A 14,266-nucleotide genomic window follows, 5' to 3' on the forward strand; every position below is an offset into this window, starting at 1 on the left:
CATTCACTCCTGAGTAATCCGATAGACGGCAGGCCCCCGACAGTGGGGTTGCCCACTTCATTAGCGAAGTTAGCAGTATTAGAGGAGTCTGTGAAACAGGTGTGGGCAGATTGTGGTGACGCCGCCCGGCGAAAACGTCACGGAGCAGGTTGTTGAGGAAGGTAGCTGACGACGATCCCAGCGATGGCAATCGCCGCGATGACTCCCAGGTACCCGATCACGAGCCGGGTATCGCGCAACACGCATTTGCTGTGCAGGAGGCCGGCCCGACGGGCGCGGATGTAGCCGGCCAGCCCCAGCACGGCGAACGCCGCGACCGCCCATGGGCCCAACAACCACGCCAGCAGCGCCACCGTGGCATACACGCACAGCCGCAGCGGATCGTAGGGCTCGCCCGCCTGCTGGCTCATGGAATCTCGATGAGCGGTAATAGCGGTAATTCGGCGCCTGCGCTCAGCGACAGCCGCTGGCGCCCGAGTGCGGGCCAGGCCTGGACCGCGCAGAACGGAGCGCACTGATCTTGAGACGAGCGCGTGCCGACGTGTACGCAGCACTGCACCAGGCGTTCCTCGATCATCGTCGACATGTCCATGAACGGTTTGACGGTCAGCCGCACGACCCGCTCGCCGAGCAGCTTTCGAATCTTGCGACGGCGGCCCGGCAGTGCCGAGGACGCCAGCGTCAGCAGCGTCGACATGCCGAGATCGCAGTTCTCGCAGATGTTGCGCCAGACGTCGCCGATCTGCGGATGCGATAAGGACGACTGTTCCGACAACAGGCCCAGTAGGGACTCCTGCACGGCGAGGCGTAGTTGGCGCGGAATCTCGGTGTCGGCGATCCGGTTCGCCACCAATCCCAGCTTGTCCTTGAGGCTCTCGGTGCCGATCAACGACACCAACGAGCGCCACTGCCCGCCGTCGTCGCGCACGAGATATCCGACCGAACAGCAGTGCGGGTGTGAGCAGGGCAGTGCGGTGAGATCGCGCCAGGTGACCGCACCGTCGGTCTGCGGCCCGAGCCGTTTGAGCACCCCGGTGTGCGTCAGCCGCTCGAGCGGGTCGATGCGTCCCGAGCGGCCCGAGCCGAACTGCGGCTGGATCGTCAGCCCGCCGACGTAGGGCGTGTCGAGTGCGAGCTGTACCATCGCGCCGATCTCGTCGTCGTTGACGCCCAACGCCGTCGTCATGACCAGCGTGGTGAAGATCTCGCGTTCGGAAAGCCTTTGTAATGCTTGGCTTTTCAATCTTCTCAAGTCGCCGCCGCGATGGTGGCGGTGGGCCTCGGCGGACAGCCCGTCGTACTGCAGATAGACCTCGACACGTTCGCGGTGTGTGGTCAGCAGGTCGAGCAGCGCGTCATCGGTGGCGATGCGGACACCGTTGCTGTTGACGAGGATTCGCGTGATCGGCCGCGTCACCAGTGCGGCGAGCAGGTCGGGGAGCGCCGGGTGCAGAGTGGGTTCACCGCCACTGAGCATCAGCACGTCGAGGCGGCCGTTCTCACGGGCCAGCCGCTGGTCGACATTGGCCAGAATGTCGGCGACCGGCACGACATCGCGCAGATCGGGCGAGCTGTCGGTGAAACACGTTGGGCAGCGCAGATTACACGTCTCGGCGATGTCTTCCAGGAGGATGCAGGTGTGCTGGGTCTGCATCTCGGGGAGCCCGCGCAGATATGCCGACGGGATGGGGTCGAAGTTGCCCGCGACATCCGGTGTGTGGGCCTTGGTGGGTGCGGTCCATTCCTCGAGATACGACAGGATCTCGGGGTCCTCGTCGTATAGCGTGCGGACCAAACCATGGGCGGGGCAGCCGCGCTCGAGCCAAATGTGTCCGTCGCGCTCGATCAGCATGCCGCTCAACCGCACGACGTCGGCCAGGGGCCGTTCGGGTGCCTCGTCGTGGCAGCGCGGGCAGAACGCGGTGACGTAGCGGTGCAGCCGGTCGCCGCGCAACCCCATCCCGGCGGTCATATCGTGTACAGCTGGGGGTTGACGCCAGTGCAGAATCCGGCGGTGAACAGTGAGACCAGGGCCCAGCCGATCATCAGGCCGATGCCGAGCCCTTTGGCGTACCGGCTGCTCTGACGAAGCAGGACGATGCCTCCGCCGAACGCGATGACCGCCAACACCACTGCCGCGGCTGCCAACACGATGTTCGGGTTGCCGCCCTGACTGTCATAGGAACCCGCGGCGATAAAGGCCATGAAGCCCAGTATCAGGTTGATCGTGGCGTAGAGGATCGGGCCGATGAACACCATGCCGATCGAGATGCGGGACTGGGGTGGCGGCGGCGCCCCGTAGGGATAACCCGGTGGCGGTGGCTGGTAGTTCGGCGGCGGAGTGCTGTATTGGTATGCGGGCGGAATGTCCTGCGGCGGAACGTCTTGTGGGGAGTCGCCCGGATTATCGCCGGGCGGCGTCCCTGGCGGTGGTGTCGTCATACCGGCACTTCCTGGTTGCGGGCTGCTGGGCGATAGTAACCGTGCCGGTGGCCGTACCACAGGCGAATACCGATGATCAGCAAAGACGGCAGCAGAAACCATTGCGGGCGCGTCAGATCCAGCCACACGGTGTCGTTGGCGCGGACGAACTCGACGAGGAAGCGGAATGCCGCGTAGCCGGCGATATAGATGACGAAGAGCTCGCCGGGATGGCTGATCCGGTTGCGCAACCACAGCAGGATGGCGAAAGCGGTGAGCTGGAAGGCGATTTCGTAGAGAAACGAGGGATGCATGGCCTGCCCGGCAATACATCCCGGGCATTCCGGCGTGGTGGCCGGGGCGTGGATGCCCCACGGCAGCGTGGTGGGCCGGCCGGGCGCTTCGGTGAGATGGCAACCGATTCTGCCGATCGCCATGCCCAGTGCGACCGCGGGCGCGAACAGGTCACCGGTCTTACCGCGGTAGCCGCCGAGCCGCTTGGCGACGAGCACCCCGAGGTAGGCGCCGAGCAGGCCGCCGAGAATGCTGCGTGAGCCGAACTGCCATGCCTGCGCGAGGCTTGGATTGGCGCTGAAATCCAGGTGCTGGGCCCAGCCCGACAGCCGCATCCCGATCGCACCGCCCACGAGCGCACCGGCGACGGCCACGACCGATTGCTCGTTGACCGCGCCGCGCCTGCGCGCCTCGGCGATGAAGACCAGCATCGCCGCGAAAACCCCGAGCGCGACGAACAGTCCGTGCACCGGGACGGTCACCGGACCGACCTGCCACACGGGTTCCATTTGCCGAACTTAGCGCCCGGCCGGTCAGTCGGCCAGCGAAAGACCGGCGGCCACGGCAAATCCGAGCACCGCCGCCAGTCCGGCGTTCTCGCGGGCCTTTTCCGTCGCCTCCGGGATCATCGAGCCCACCAGCATGACCAGCAGTGCGCCGGCCGCGAATCCGTTGATGCCGCCCTGCAGCGCGCCTCCCGCGACCTTCTGCAGCTGATACCCGCCGACGGTGGCCAGTGCACACACCGCCGCGATCGCGGTCCAGCCACCCACGATTCGCGAAACCGAGTGGCCCGCGGACTTCATGTCACTGGCCGATCCGATCGACTCGGGCAGGTTGGATACGAAGATCGCGACCACCAGGGCAAGGCTCACGCCCGCACCGCCGGCGATACCGATACCGAGGACGGCCTGTTCGGGTATGCCGTCGAGAAGTGCGCCGAGGAGCAGTGGGAGACCGGCTGTTTGGGTTCCGTTGGACGTGCCCATCCGGTCGACGGCGGTGTCGGCGACGTAGAAGACGACGGCTCCGACCGCGAGCCCGACCGCGACCGCGAGCGCGCCGCTGGCGCGAAAACCTTCCTCCGCCAACTCAAACGAGATGCTGGAGATCAACGCCCCGGCGCCGAAGCCCAGAACCAGGCCGACGAATCGGCGGTTCCAGTCGCGGACTACACCGGCGACCGCACCGATGACCAACGACGATGCGGCGACCAAGCCCCAGAGCAGCGCGGTGAGCACAGTTCGGAGCATACGGCCCGCAACGTAAACGAGCCCGATCGATCACCGCGATCGATGGGCTCGGATGTTCAGAACTGAATTGTGGTGGTGACCTGCCGCGGGACGTCCTGGCGGCAGGTCACCCACGCGTCAGCGTCGGACGTTGCAGTTCGGGGGGTTTCCGCAGTGGTGGCCGCCGTCGCAGGCATTGCAGCGACAGGTGCAGTTTCCCTTGGTTGCGATGCGCATCGTTGTTCACTCCTTACTCGCCCGGTCTTACCGGCGGTGGCCGGTAGCAAACGCCCGGGCACGGGCGGATATCAACATATAACGACTTCACAATAGTTCGGGTCATCTCGAAAATAAAGGAACTCCGGGATCATGCGAGCGTCGGCGCGCCTGCATCAGCAGTGATATGGCGCAGCGGTGAACAGCGTGTGAAACTCTTTGCCGGCAACGCTTTCTGAATTCACGCGGTGGTGTCGCGGGCCCCGAGTCGCAAGTGTTCGATGTGGTAGATGGCCTCGTCGAGAAGTTGTGCGACGTGATTGTCGTAAAGCCGGTAGACGATGTTGCGACCGGATCGGTCACCCGACACCAGCCCCAAAGCCCGCAATAGCCGCAGCTGATTGGATACCGCCGGCTGTTCCATGCCGACCGCTGCCGACAATTCGGTCACCGTGCACGGTGATTCCCGCAGCCGCGTGAGGATCAGCAACCGATTGGGGGATGCGAGGGCCTGCAGGGTCTCGGCGACCTTGGCCGCCGATGCGGCATCGAGGGATGCCGCAGGCGTAGCACGCCCCTCGACTCCGTGTCCCATGTGATCCATTCAAGCATGGCGGGCAAGTAACCGTTGATACATTTCAATCTCTACATGTATAAAGGTGTGCGTTGTTGCATCTGACAGGAGACGGTTGATGACCACACTGGCCAACGCGCCGGCACCCAGCCGGTCCGCGGCATCGGCTTCGAGCTCGGCCGGCTGGCTGTGGTCGGTGTCCTCGGTGCGATGGGCGGCAGGCGCCCTCGGACTGTTCCTCGCCGGGTTGGCGGCCCAGCTCGCCGGTGCACCCGAACCGTTGTGGTGGGGCCTGTATCTCGCCTGCTACGTCACCGGTGGATGGGAGCCCGCGTGGGCGGGCATCCAGGCGTTGAAGAACCGGACGCTCGACGTCGACCTGCTCATGATCGTCGCGGCCGTCGGTGCGGCGGCGATCGGGCAGGTCTTCGACGGAGCGTTGCTGATCGTCATCTTCGCGACGTCGGGTGCGCTGGAGGATGTCGCGACCACGCGCACCGAACGCTCGGTGCGCGGCCTGCTCGACCTGGCGCCCGACAGCGCGACCATCGTCGACGACGACGGCACCGAACGCGCGGTCGCCGCCGACGCTCTGCGGCCCGGCGACCGCATCGTGATCCGGCCGGGGGAGCGGATTTCCGCCGACGGCGCCGTCGTCGACGGCTCCTCGGAGGTCGATCAATCCTCGATCACCGGTGAACCGATGCCCGCCGTCAAACGACCCGGCGACGAGGTGTTCGCCGGAACGCTAAACGGATCGGGCTCCCTGCGCGTCGAGGTGACCCGCGATCCGTCGCAGACCGTCGTGGCGCGCATCGTGGCGATGGTCGCCGAGGCGTCCGCCACGAAGGCCAAGACACAGCTGTTCATCGAAAAGGTCGAGCAGCGTTACTCGATGCTCGTGGTCGTCGCGACGCTCGCACTGTTCATCGTGCCGCTGACCCTCGGCGAGGATCTGCGCTCGACTCTGCTGCGCGCCATGACCTTCATGATCGTGGCGTCGCCGTGCGCGGTGGTGCTGGCGACCATGCCGCCGCTGCTGTCGGCGATCGCCAACGCCAGCCGCCACGGCGTGCTGGTGAAATCCGCGGTGGCGATGGAACGGCTGGCCGATACCGGCGTGGTCGCGCTCGACAAGACCGGGACGCTGACCGCCGGCACCCCGCAGGTGTCGCGCGTGGTGACGTTCGACGGATCCGATGTGCTCCAAAAGGCGGCCGCTGCAGAGCAATTCAGTGAGCATCCGTTGGGTCGCGCGATCGTCGGCGAGGCCAGGGCACGCGGCATCACCGTCCCGGCCGCGACGGATTTCGCGGCACTTCCCGGCCGCGGCGTCCGCGCGGTGCTCGGCGGACAGACCGTCGAGGTGCTCAGCCCCGCGGCCTATGACGGCGGCGAGTTCGTCGCGGTGCGCGAGATCGAGGACTCCGGCGCCACCGCGGTCGTCGTCACCGTTGGCGGGGCGGCAGTCGGCGTGCTGGGCCTTGCCGACCGGGTGCGGCCCGACGCCGCGGCCGCCGTCGCGCGACTCCGTACCCTGACCGAGCGGGCGCCGGTGCTGCTGACCGGCGACAACGAGCGTGCGGCCCGGCGGCTGGGGCAGCAGGTCGGGATCGGCGATGTACACGCCGAACTCCTGCCCGATCACAAAGTCCATGCGGTGCAACGGCTTGAGGCCGACGGTATGCGTGTGCTGGTGGTCGGTGACGGCGTCAACGATGCACCCGCCATGGCCGCCGCGCACACGTCGATGGCAATGGGTGCCTCAGGCGCGGACCTGACCGTGGAGACCGCCGACGTCGTGACCATCCGCGACGAACTCGGCACCGTTCCCACGGTCATCGCGCTGGCCCGCCGGGCCCGGCGCATGGTGATCGCCAACCTGGTGATCGCGGCCACGGCCATCATGGTGCTGGTCGCGTGGGATCTGTTCGGGCACTTGCCGTTACCGCTCGGCGTGGCCGGGCACGAAGGATCGACGATCCTGGTCGCGCTCAACGGCCTGCGGTTGCTCAGTAACCGGGCCTGGCGCCGCGCCTCCCGTTAGTACCGCGAGCAGACGCGCGGGTACCGCAGAACGTGCGTTCTCGGGTACCTGCGCGTCTGCTCGCGGGGAAACTCAGCCGCGCAGGACATCCTTGAGCGCCTCGAGCACCGACGGATCCTCGATCGTCGACGGCACCGGCTCGTCACGGCCGTCGGCGATACCGCGCATGGTCTTGCGCAGGATCTTGCCGGACCGGGTCTTCGGCAGCGCCGCCACCACGTCGACCGCCTTGAAAACCGCTACCGCCCCGATGTTTTCGCGTACTGCCGCGACGAGTGCGTCGCTCAGCCCTTCGGCCGAAGCGCCGGACTTGAGCACCACGAAGCCACGCGGCACCTGACCCTTGATCTCGTCGGCGACACCGATCACCGCGCATTCGGCCACCGCCGGGTGCTCGGCGAGCACGGCCTCGATCGAACCCGTCGAGAGCCGGTGCCCGGCGACGTTGATGACGTCGTCGGTGCGGCCCATCACGAACAGGTAGCCGTCGGAGTCGAGGTAGCCGCCGTCACCGGTGAGGTAGTAGCCGGGGAACGCCGACAGATACGACGAGACGTAGCGCTTGTCGTCGCCCAACAGCGTGGGCAGCGTGCCCGGCGGCAGCGGCAGCTTGATGCAGATGGCGCCCTCCTCGTCGGCCTCGCACACCGAGCCGTCGGGCCGCAGGATCTGCACGTCGTAGCCCGGCATCGGCACGGTCGCCGAGCCCGGCTTGACCGGCATCGGTTCCACGCCCATCGGGTCGGCGGCGATCGCCCAGCCCGTCTCGGTCTGCCACCAGTGGTCGATGACGGGGATGCCCAGCTTGTCGGCGGCCCAGTGGTAGGTGTCGGGGTCGAGCCGCTCGCCGGCCTGGAACAGGTACTTCAGCCCCGAGAGGTCGTACTTGCCGATGTGGGTGCCGTCGGGATCTTCCTTCTTGATGGCGCGGATCGCGGTGGGCGCGGTGAACAGCACCTTGACCTTGTGCTCGGCGGCCACCCGCCAGAACGCCCCGGCGTCGGGCGTGCCGATCGGTTTGCCTTCGTAGAGAACGGTTGTCGCGCCGAGCATGAGCGGCGCGTAGACGATGTAGGAATGCCCGACGACCCAGCCGACGTCGGAGGCCGCCCAGTACACATCGCCGGGCTGCACGTCATAGATGTGGCGCATGCTCCACAGCAGCGCCACGGCGTGGCCACCGTTGTCGCGCACGATGCCCTTGGGCTTGCCGGTCGTGCCTGACGTGTACAGCACGTAGAGCGGGTCGGTCGCCGCGACCGGTACCGGGTCGACGGGCTCGGCCGCGGCCACGAGTTCGCGCCAGTCCCGGTCGCGTCCGTCGACGAGTTCGCACGGCCGCTGCTCGCGCTGCAGGATGACGCAGGCCTGGGGCTTGTGCTCGGCCCGGTCGAGCGCGGCATCGAGCATGGGCTTGTATTCGACGATGCGCGTCGGTTCGACGCCGCAGGACGCGCTCACCACGACCGTCGGCCGCGCGTCGTCGATGCGGGCGGCCAGTTCGTGTGCGGCGAACCCGCCGAACACCACGGAGTGCACCGCGCCGAGCCGGGCGCAGGCCAGCATCGCGATGACGGCCTCCGGGATCATCGGCATGTAGATCACGACCAGGTCGCCCTTGCCGACACCGAGTCCGCGCAGGGCCCCGGCGAACTGGGCGGTCGCGTCGCGCAGCTCGCGGTAGGAATACGTGCGCTGGGTCCCGGTGACGGGGGAGTCGTAGATGAGTGCGGCCTGGTCACCGCGCTCGTCCACGTGCCGGTCGAGCGCGTTGGCACACGTGTTGAGCTCGGCGTCGGGGAACCAGCGGTAGAACGGCGGGTTCGTGTCGTCCAGGATCCGTTCCGGGCTCTTGGTCCAGTCGACCGCTTTGGCGGCGTCGGCCCAGAACGTGGTCGGATCGTTGATGCTTGCATCGAACAAGGCACGGTAGAGGTCGCGATTGCCGGACATATCGCAAACCGTAATCCGCGTCACATGCAACGTTGGTGCAACCCCGCAAAACACTGCGACACGTTTGAGGTGGGCGCCTCCGGGTAGCCAGCCGTCATGGTGGAAACGCGACCACTGGCGATGGTGACCGGGGCTTCGAGAGGCATCGGATTCGAACTCGCGAAGCTGCTCGCCGACGACGGCTACGACCTCGTCGTGGCAGCCGACAACGGCGCGATCGACGCGAGCGCCGACAAACTCCGGGCGGGCGGCAGCGGCGTCCGCGCCGTGCAGGTCGATCTGCGTAACCCCGAAGACGTGCAACGCCTCTACTTCGCCGCGACCGACGACGGGCGGTCCCTTGACGTCGCAGTGCTCAATGCGGGCGTCGGGCGGGCCGGCCCGTTCGTCGAGGGGGACCTCGACTCCGACCTGTCGATCGTCGATCTCAATGTGCGTTCGACGGTGCACCTCGCCAAGTTGGTGCTGCGTGACATGGTGGCGCGGGGCTCCGGCAAGGTGTTGTTCACGTCGTCGATCGCGGCCACGATGCCGGGTTCGCTGCAAACGGTCTACAACGCCTCCAAGTCCTTCATCCAGTCGTTCTCCGAAGCCCTCTACGACGAGATGCGCGATACCGGCATCACGGTCACGTCGCTCATGCCGGGGCCGACGGACACGAATTTCTTCCGGCGGGGAAACATGCTCGACACCGTCGTCGGGCGGATGCCGAAGGACGACCCCGCCGAAGTCGCCAAGCAGGGCTACGAGGCGTTGCTGAGCGGGCAGCGCAAGGTCGTCGCGGAGTCGGTCATGACCAAGGCCATGGGCCTGGCCAACCGCGTGCTGCCGGATTCGGTCAAGGCGGTCACGAGTCGCGTGATTTCCCTTCCCGTAGACCGAATCCGGAAATGAAAGGGATATGAGCATGGAGTCAACACCGGCAGCTGTCGACAGTTCGTTGACGGTCAAACGCGATACCACCGCAACCCGGCAGCAGGTCTGGGACGTGATCGCGAACGGGTGGACGTACTCGCAGTGGGTCGTCGGCAACACCCGCATGCGGGCCGTCGATCCCAGCTGGCCGGCCCCGGGCAGCAAGATCCACCACACGATCGGCATCTGGCCCGTGGTGCTCAACGACGAGACGGTGGTCGAATCGTGTGTCCCGGGCGAGGAATTGGTGCTGCGGGCGAAGGGCCGGCCGTTCGGTGGCGCGCAGATCGCGTTGCGGCTGTACGACACCGAGACCGGTTCGCGGGTCGAGATGGCGGAGGTGCCGGTCGGCGGACCGCTCGACTGGGTGCCCCGCCGGCTCGCCCTGCTTCTGGCCTATCCCCGCAACCGCGAATGCACGGAGCGGTTGGTGGCCCTCGCCGAACGCCGGGCCGAGCCTGAATGAGCCGCGACAGCGCAGATGCGGTGGTGATCGGCGCGGGCCACAACGGATTGGTCGCCGCGGCGATGCTCGCCGACGCGGGCTGGGACGTCCAGGTGCTCGAGGCGCAGCCCCAGCCCGGCGGTGCGGTGAAGAGCGCCGAGCTCTTTCCCGGCTACATCAGCGATCTCTACAGCGCGTTCTATCCGTTGTCGGTCGCGTCGCCGGCCTTGACGGCGTTACAGCTCGAAGACCACGGCCTGCGATGGACGCATGCCCCCGCGGTGGTGGGCCACCCCCGTTCGCCCGGCGACGAGGACGCCGCGGTGATCTATCGTGAGATCGACCGCACCGCAGCGGAACTGGACCACCATCACAGCGGCGACGGTGACCGGTGGATTGCGCTGTTCGAGCAATGGCAGCGCGTCAAGGGCGGTCTCATCTCGTCGCTGTTCGCGCCGTTCCCTCCCGTGCGGGGCCTCGCGCAGCTGTTGCGCGCGCTGGGGACTTCCGACGCGCTCAAGCTTGCTCATCTCCTGCTGCTGCCTGCCGGCGTGATGGCCGAGCAGTTGTTCGACAGCGAGGCGGCCCGATTGTTATTGCTGGGCAATGCGATGCACGCCGATGTGCCGATCGACGCGCCGGGCAGCGGTGTCATGGGTTACCTGCTCATCATGATGGCCCAGGACGGTGGCTGGCCCGTACCGGTCGGCGGCGCCGGACAATTGACGGCGGCCCTGGTGAACCGGGCCAGTTCGGCGGGCGCCCGCATCGAATGCGGGCGGGACGTCGACGGGATCGAGGTCCGTGGCGGGCGTGCGGTCGCGGTGCGCACGACCGACGGGCAGCGCGTGCGCGTACGCCGCGCCGTGATCGCCGACACCTCGGCGCCGCGCCTGTTCCGCGACCTCCTGCCCGCCGACGCGGTACCCGACGCGATGGTGCGCGACATGAGCCGGTTCGTCTGGGACACACCGGTCTTGAAGGTCAACTACGCGCTCGACGCGCCGATACCGTGGCGGTCGAAAAACCTGAACGACGTGGGCACGGTGCATGTCGGCGCCGACCACGACGGCCTCATCCGCTGGATGGCCGACCTCAACACCGCGACCCTTCCCGACAAACCGTTCATGTTGTTCGGCCAGATGACCACGGCCGACCCGAGCCGCTCGCCCGCCGGCACCGAAAGCGCATGGGCCTACACGCATCTGCCGCGCGGGGTGTCCGACGACGCATCCGCGGACCGGCTTGCGGAACGGGTCGACGACGTGCTCGAGGAGTACGCACCGGGCTTCGGTCAGCACATCGTCGGCAAGACGATTCAACGGCCGTCGGACTTGGAGGCCGGTGATGCGAACCTGCACACCGGTGCCGTCAACGGCGGGACGTCTCAGCTGTTCCAGCAGTTGATCTTTCGGCCGGCACCCGGCTTCGGGCGCGCTGAAACACCGGTCGACAACGTCTATCTCGGCAGTGCGGGCGCCACCCCCGGCGGCGGCGTGCACGGTGTGTGCGGCCGCAACGCCGCGAAAGCCGCGCTGGCTGGCGCCGGCGTGCTTGGCTGGCCGCGCCGACGGCTCAATCGCACCGTGCTGTCGCTGATGACGCGATGAGCGGTCGGCGCTCGCTGGAATCCGTTGCCGCCGAAGTCTTTGGGTGGGACACGCTGCGGCCCGACCAGATCGAGGCGATGTCGGCGATCCTCGACAACCGCGACGTTCTCGCGGTCATGCCCACCGGAGCCGGGAAGTCGGCGATCTACCAGGTGCCCGCGGTGCTGCTGTCCGGGCCGGTGCTCGTGATATCGCCGCTGATCGCACTGCAGCACGATCAGATCGCGCAACTCGAACGCGCCGATGCGCCCCGTGCGGTGGCGATCAACTCGCGCCAGAAAGCGACGGTGCTCCATGACGCGTGGGCCGCAGTCGAGCACGGCGAAGCCCGCTACGTCTTCCTCGGGCCCGAGCAGCTGGTCAAGGACGACGTGGTGGCCCGCCTCGCCGACGCCGGCCCGGCGCTGGTCGTCGTCGACGAGGCGCACTGTATCTCGGCGTGGGGACACGAGTTTCGTCCGACGTATCTCCGCGTCCGCGATGCGATCGAGCGTCTCGGTCGGCCACCCGTCGCGGCGCTCACGGCGACCGCCTCGGCGGTCGTACGCCGCGAGATCGTCGAATTGCTGGGGCTGCGTGAGCCCGTCGTCATCGCCGGTGGCTTCGACCGGCCGAACATCGCATTGGAGGTGCGCCACCACACCGAGGATGCGGCCAAGCGCGAGGCCGTCGTCGACACGGTCGCAGCGCTCGAGCGCCCCGGGCTGCTGTACTGCGCCACCCGCAAGGACACCGCGTTCTACGCCGACAAGTTACGACAACGCGGTGTCGCCGCCGTCGAATACCACGCGGGCCTCGGCGCGGCCGAGCGCGACGCCGTGCACAACCGATTCCTCGCCGACGACGTGGACGTGGTGGTCGCGACGTCGGCGTTCGGGATGGGAATCGACAAGCCGAATGTCCGGTTCGTCACACACGCCTCGATCCCGGATTCGGTTGACGCCTACTACCAGCAGGTGGGGCGGGCGGGGCGCGACGACGCCCCGGCGCGGGCGGTGCTGTTCTACCGCGCCGAAGACCTCTCGCTAGGTACCTTCTTCGCCACCCGGCACGTCGACGAGGACCTGCTGCGCCAGGTGCACGCGGCACTGGGCGAACGGAAGCCGAAGCGGCTCAAGGAACTTCGTAACGAACTCGAGGTGCGGGGCCGCCCGTTGACGGCTTCCCTCAACCTCCTGGAGCAGGCCGGCGCCGTCGCATCGGGGCGATCGGGGTTCTCGGGCACGGGCCTCGCCGAGGACGAGGCGGTGCGCAAGGCCGTCGAGATGGCCGAGATCGGCGAACGCGTCGACCGGACCCGGGTGGAGATGATGCGCTCATATGCGGAGACACCGGACTGCCGCCGCCAGTTCCTGTTGGCGTACTTCGGTGACTATTTGCCCGAGCCGTGCGGGAACTGCGACCGTTGCCGCGACGGTGGCGCTGCGCCGACGTCGGAGAAGCCGGCGATCGCGGCGGGCACGCATGTCGAACATCGCGAATGGGGACCCGGCGTCGTGCTGCAGGGCGATGCCGACCGCATCACCGCGCTGTTCGACTACTACGGCTACCGCGTGCTGTCGGTCGACGCGATCGGCGACGTGCTGACCGTGCGGTGAACCGGCTATCCGTCGAGCGAATATACGCCCGGTGCCAAGTTCGCGTGCTCGACGAACACCTGCATCGCCACGAGCATCTGCCAGTGCAGTCGCTGCAATCGGGCGGCGAGTTCGGGACTCGGCTCGAACACCGGGGGCCCGTCCACCGGCGGTGGCGGCAGGACGTCGAGGACGCGCGCCATGTCGACTTCGATGAAGCTGAAGTCGCCGTAGGTTCGCTTCGGGTCTGCCGCGGCGGCCGGATACCGACCGATCGCGAGAAGGTCCTCGCAGTCGTACCCAGAAGGCCAGCGGATGTCGATCGCGCGTAACAACCGCACATGATCGTCGCTGATCGTGACCTGGCCGTCGGCGTCGAGCCCGAGGTCGGCATCGGTCACGTCGGGATAGCCGCGCATCGCGCGGCGCGCGTCGTCCGGGCCGATGTTGCCGAGCGGGTATCGGCCGGGCGCGAGTTCGCCGTGTCGCAACGCGCGGGCCAGCACGAAGAACATCTCCACGTGCCGGCGGGCGAGCTCGCGCGCGTCGTCCGACTCGAAAACCTCGCCGAGCTGCGCCAGCAGATCCGTTCGCCCGTACGGCTGTTTCGGGTCGAGCATCGGCGCGCCCCGCTCGGCGCCGTCCCAGCCGAACCTCATCTGCCGCAGCAGGCCGATGTGACGGCTCGTGATCTCGATCGACCCGTCGCCGAACCACGCGCCGTCGGCCAGGGCACACGTCGACTCCGGGTCCCGCCAGATCTCGGCGACCGGCTCGGGAAGCGTCTGGTCTGCCGTCGGCTCATCCCGATCGTCCAGTTTTCGCAGCATCATGTCGCGCGCAGCCGTGTCGAGCGCATCGAAGTGGTCGGCACCGGCGCTGCGCGACCGGCGGTAGGCGCCGGCAAAGCCGACCATGTATTTCACGCGTTCGAACATCGTCCGACTCCCTGATCTCCGCGAGCAGACGCCAACGTACCCGA

The 14,266-nt window shown here is 67.6% G+C and carries 13 protein-coding genes; 5 read left to right on the forward strand and 8 right to left on the reverse strand.

Annotated features, from left to right (window positions below; translation table 11 throughout):
• Positions 1 to 137 precede the first annotated feature (137 nt).
• The 6 genes from ACOI2T_RS07375 to ACOI2T_RS07400 form a co-directional block, all read right to left on the reverse strand.
• Positions 138 to 410, reverse strand: a complete 273-nt coding sequence (locus tag ACOI2T_RS07375) for a hypothetical protein (protein WP_409504883.1) — start codon at positions 408 to 410, stop codon at positions 138 to 140.
• Positions 407 to 1,972, reverse strand: coding sequence for a radical SAM protein (locus tag ACOI2T_RS07380; protein ID WP_409504882.1), 1,566 nt, complete (start codon positions 1,970 to 1,972; stop codon positions 407 to 409). Before ACOI2T_RS07380 ends, ACOI2T_RS07375 begins: the two co-directional genes overlap by 4 nt.
• Positions 1,969 to 2,442, reverse strand: a complete 474-nt coding sequence (locus ACOI2T_RS07385; RefSeq protein ID WP_409504881.1) for a hypothetical protein — start codon at positions 2,440 to 2,442, stop codon at positions 1,969 to 1,971. The genes ACOI2T_RS07380 and ACOI2T_RS07385 overlap by 4 nt, the downstream gene beginning before the upstream one ends.
• Positions 2,439 to 3,224, reverse strand: a complete 786-nt coding sequence (locus ACOI2T_RS07390) for a prolipoprotein diacylglyceryl transferase (RefSeq protein ID WP_409504880.1) — start codon at positions 3,222 to 3,224, stop codon at positions 2,439 to 2,441. Before ACOI2T_RS07390 ends, ACOI2T_RS07385 begins: the two co-directional genes overlap by 4 nt.
• Positions 3,225 to 3,248: 24 nt before the next feature.
• Entirely contained in the window at positions 3,249 to 3,956 is a 708-nt protein-coding gene (locus tag ACOI2T_RS07395) for a ZIP family metal transporter (protein ID WP_409504879.1), read from the reverse strand.
• Positions 3,957 to 4,404: 448 nt separating this feature from the next.
• Complete coding sequence (locus ACOI2T_RS07400) at positions 4,405 to 4,758, reverse strand: ArsR/SmtB family transcription factor (protein ID WP_067844906.1); 354 nt, start codon at positions 4,756 to 4,758, stop codon at positions 4,405 to 4,407.
• 97 nt (positions 4,759 to 4,855) lie between these two features.
• Here ACOI2T_RS07400 and ACOI2T_RS07405 point away from each other — a divergent pair, with 97 nt between their 5' ends.
• Positions 4,856 to 6,784, forward strand: a complete 1,929-nt coding sequence (locus tag ACOI2T_RS07405; RefSeq protein WP_409504878.1) for a heavy metal translocating P-type ATPase — start codon at positions 4,856 to 4,858, stop codon at positions 6,782 to 6,784.
• Between the two features lie 72 nt (positions 6,785 to 6,856).
• On the opposite strand, the gene ACOI2T_RS07410 is transcribed toward ACOI2T_RS07405, so the two are convergent.
• Positions 6,857 to 8,737 (reverse strand): propionyl-CoA synthetase, encoded by a 1,881-nt coding sequence (locus ACOI2T_RS07410; RefSeq protein WP_409504877.1) that lies wholly within the window; start codon positions 8,735 to 8,737, stop codon positions 6,857 to 6,859.
• Between the two features lie 96 nt (positions 8,738 to 8,833).
• Between ACOI2T_RS07410 and ACOI2T_RS07415 the strand changes: the two genes are divergently transcribed.
• The 4 genes from ACOI2T_RS07415 to ACOI2T_RS07430 are packed head-to-tail and all read left to right on the forward strand — an operon-like array spanning position 8,834 to position 13,305.
• Positions 8,834 to 9,631 carry an SDR family NAD(P)-dependent oxidoreductase gene (locus ACOI2T_RS07415; RefSeq protein WP_409504876.1) on the forward strand — a complete coding sequence of 266 codons (798 nt, stop codon included), beginning with the start codon at positions 8,834 to 8,836 and terminating at the stop codon, positions 9,629 to 9,631.
• Positions 9,632 to 9,644: 13 nt separating this feature from the next.
• Positions 9,645 to 10,118 carry an SRPBCC family protein gene (locus ACOI2T_RS07420; RefSeq protein ID WP_067844907.1) on the forward strand — a complete coding sequence of 158 codons (474 nt, stop codon included), beginning with the start codon at positions 9,645 to 9,647 and terminating at the stop codon, positions 10,116 to 10,118.
• Positions 10,115 to 11,707, forward strand: coding sequence for a phytoene desaturase family protein (locus ACOI2T_RS07425; protein ID WP_409504875.1), 1,593 nt, complete (start codon positions 10,115 to 10,117; stop codon positions 11,705 to 11,707). Before ACOI2T_RS07420 ends, ACOI2T_RS07425 begins: the two co-directional genes overlap by 4 nt.
• A complete protein-coding gene (locus ACOI2T_RS07430; RefSeq protein ID WP_409504874.1) occupies positions 11,704 to 13,305 on the forward strand; it encodes a RecQ family ATP-dependent DNA helicase in 1,602 nt (533 codons plus the stop codon). Before ACOI2T_RS07425 ends, ACOI2T_RS07430 begins: the two co-directional genes overlap by 4 nt.
• 5 nt (positions 13,306 to 13,310) lie before the next feature.
• Here ACOI2T_RS07430 and ACOI2T_RS07435 read toward each other — a convergent pair whose 3' ends face one another.
• Complete coding sequence (locus ACOI2T_RS07435) at positions 13,311 to 14,222, reverse strand: hypothetical protein (RefSeq protein ID WP_409504873.1); 912 nt, start codon at positions 14,220 to 14,222, stop codon at positions 13,311 to 13,313.
• Positions 14,223 to 14,266: the final 44 nt, after the last annotated feature.

Source organism: Mycolicibacterium wolinskyi str. Jessa 2025 (genome assembly GCF_049241375.1).
GTDB lineage: Bacteria > Actinomycetota > Actinomycetes > Mycobacteriales > Mycobacteriaceae > Mycobacterium > Mycobacterium wolinskyi.

Excerpts from the sequence above, each read along its gene's own strand:
- ACOI2T_RS07385 (WP_409504881.1), bottom strand. The coding sequence starts at position 2,442 with ATGACGACACCACCGCCAGGGACGCCGCCCGGCGATAATCCGGGCGAC.
- ACOI2T_RS07435 (WP_409504873.1), bottom strand. The coding sequence starts at position 14,222 with ATGTTCGAACGCGTGAAATACATGGTCGGCTTTGCCGGCGCCTACCGC.
- ACOI2T_RS07380 (WP_409504882.1), bottom strand. The coding sequence starts at position 1,972 with ATGACCGCCGGGATGGGGTTGCGCGGCGACCGGCTGCACCGCTACGTC.
- ACOI2T_RS07390 (WP_409504880.1), bottom strand. The coding sequence starts at position 3,224 with ATGGAACCCGTGTGGCAGGTCGGTCCGGTGACCGTCCCGGTGCACGGA.
- ACOI2T_RS07410 (WP_409504877.1), bottom strand. The coding sequence starts at position 8,737 with ATGTCCGGCAATCGCGACCTCTACCGTGCCTTGTTCGATGCAAGCATC.
- ACOI2T_RS07375 (WP_409504883.1), bottom strand. The coding sequence starts at position 410 with ATGAGCCAGCAGGCGGGCGAGCCCTACGATCCGCTGCGGCTGTGCGTG.
- ACOI2T_RS07405 (WP_409504878.1), top strand. The coding sequence starts at position 4,856 with ATGACCACACTGGCCAACGCGCCGGCACCCAGCCGGTCCGCGGCATCG.
- ACOI2T_RS07420 (WP_067844907.1), top strand. The coding sequence starts at position 9,645 with ATGGAGTCAACACCGGCAGCTGTCGACAGTTCGTTGACGGTCAAACGC.
- ACOI2T_RS07430 (WP_409504874.1), top strand. The coding sequence starts at position 11,704 with ATGAGCGGTCGGCGCTCGCTGGAATCCGTTGCCGCCGAAGTCTTTGGG.
- ACOI2T_RS07400 (WP_067844906.1), bottom strand. The coding sequence starts at position 4,758 with ATGGGACACGGAGTCGAGGGGCGTGCTACGCCTGCGGCATCCCTCGAT.
- ACOI2T_RS07425 (WP_409504875.1), top strand. The coding sequence starts at position 10,115 with ATGAGCCGCGACAGCGCAGATGCGGTGGTGATCGGCGCGGGCCACAAC.
- ACOI2T_RS07415 (WP_409504876.1), top strand. The coding sequence starts at position 8,834 with ATGGTGGAAACGCGACCACTGGCGATGGTGACCGGGGCTTCGAGAGGC.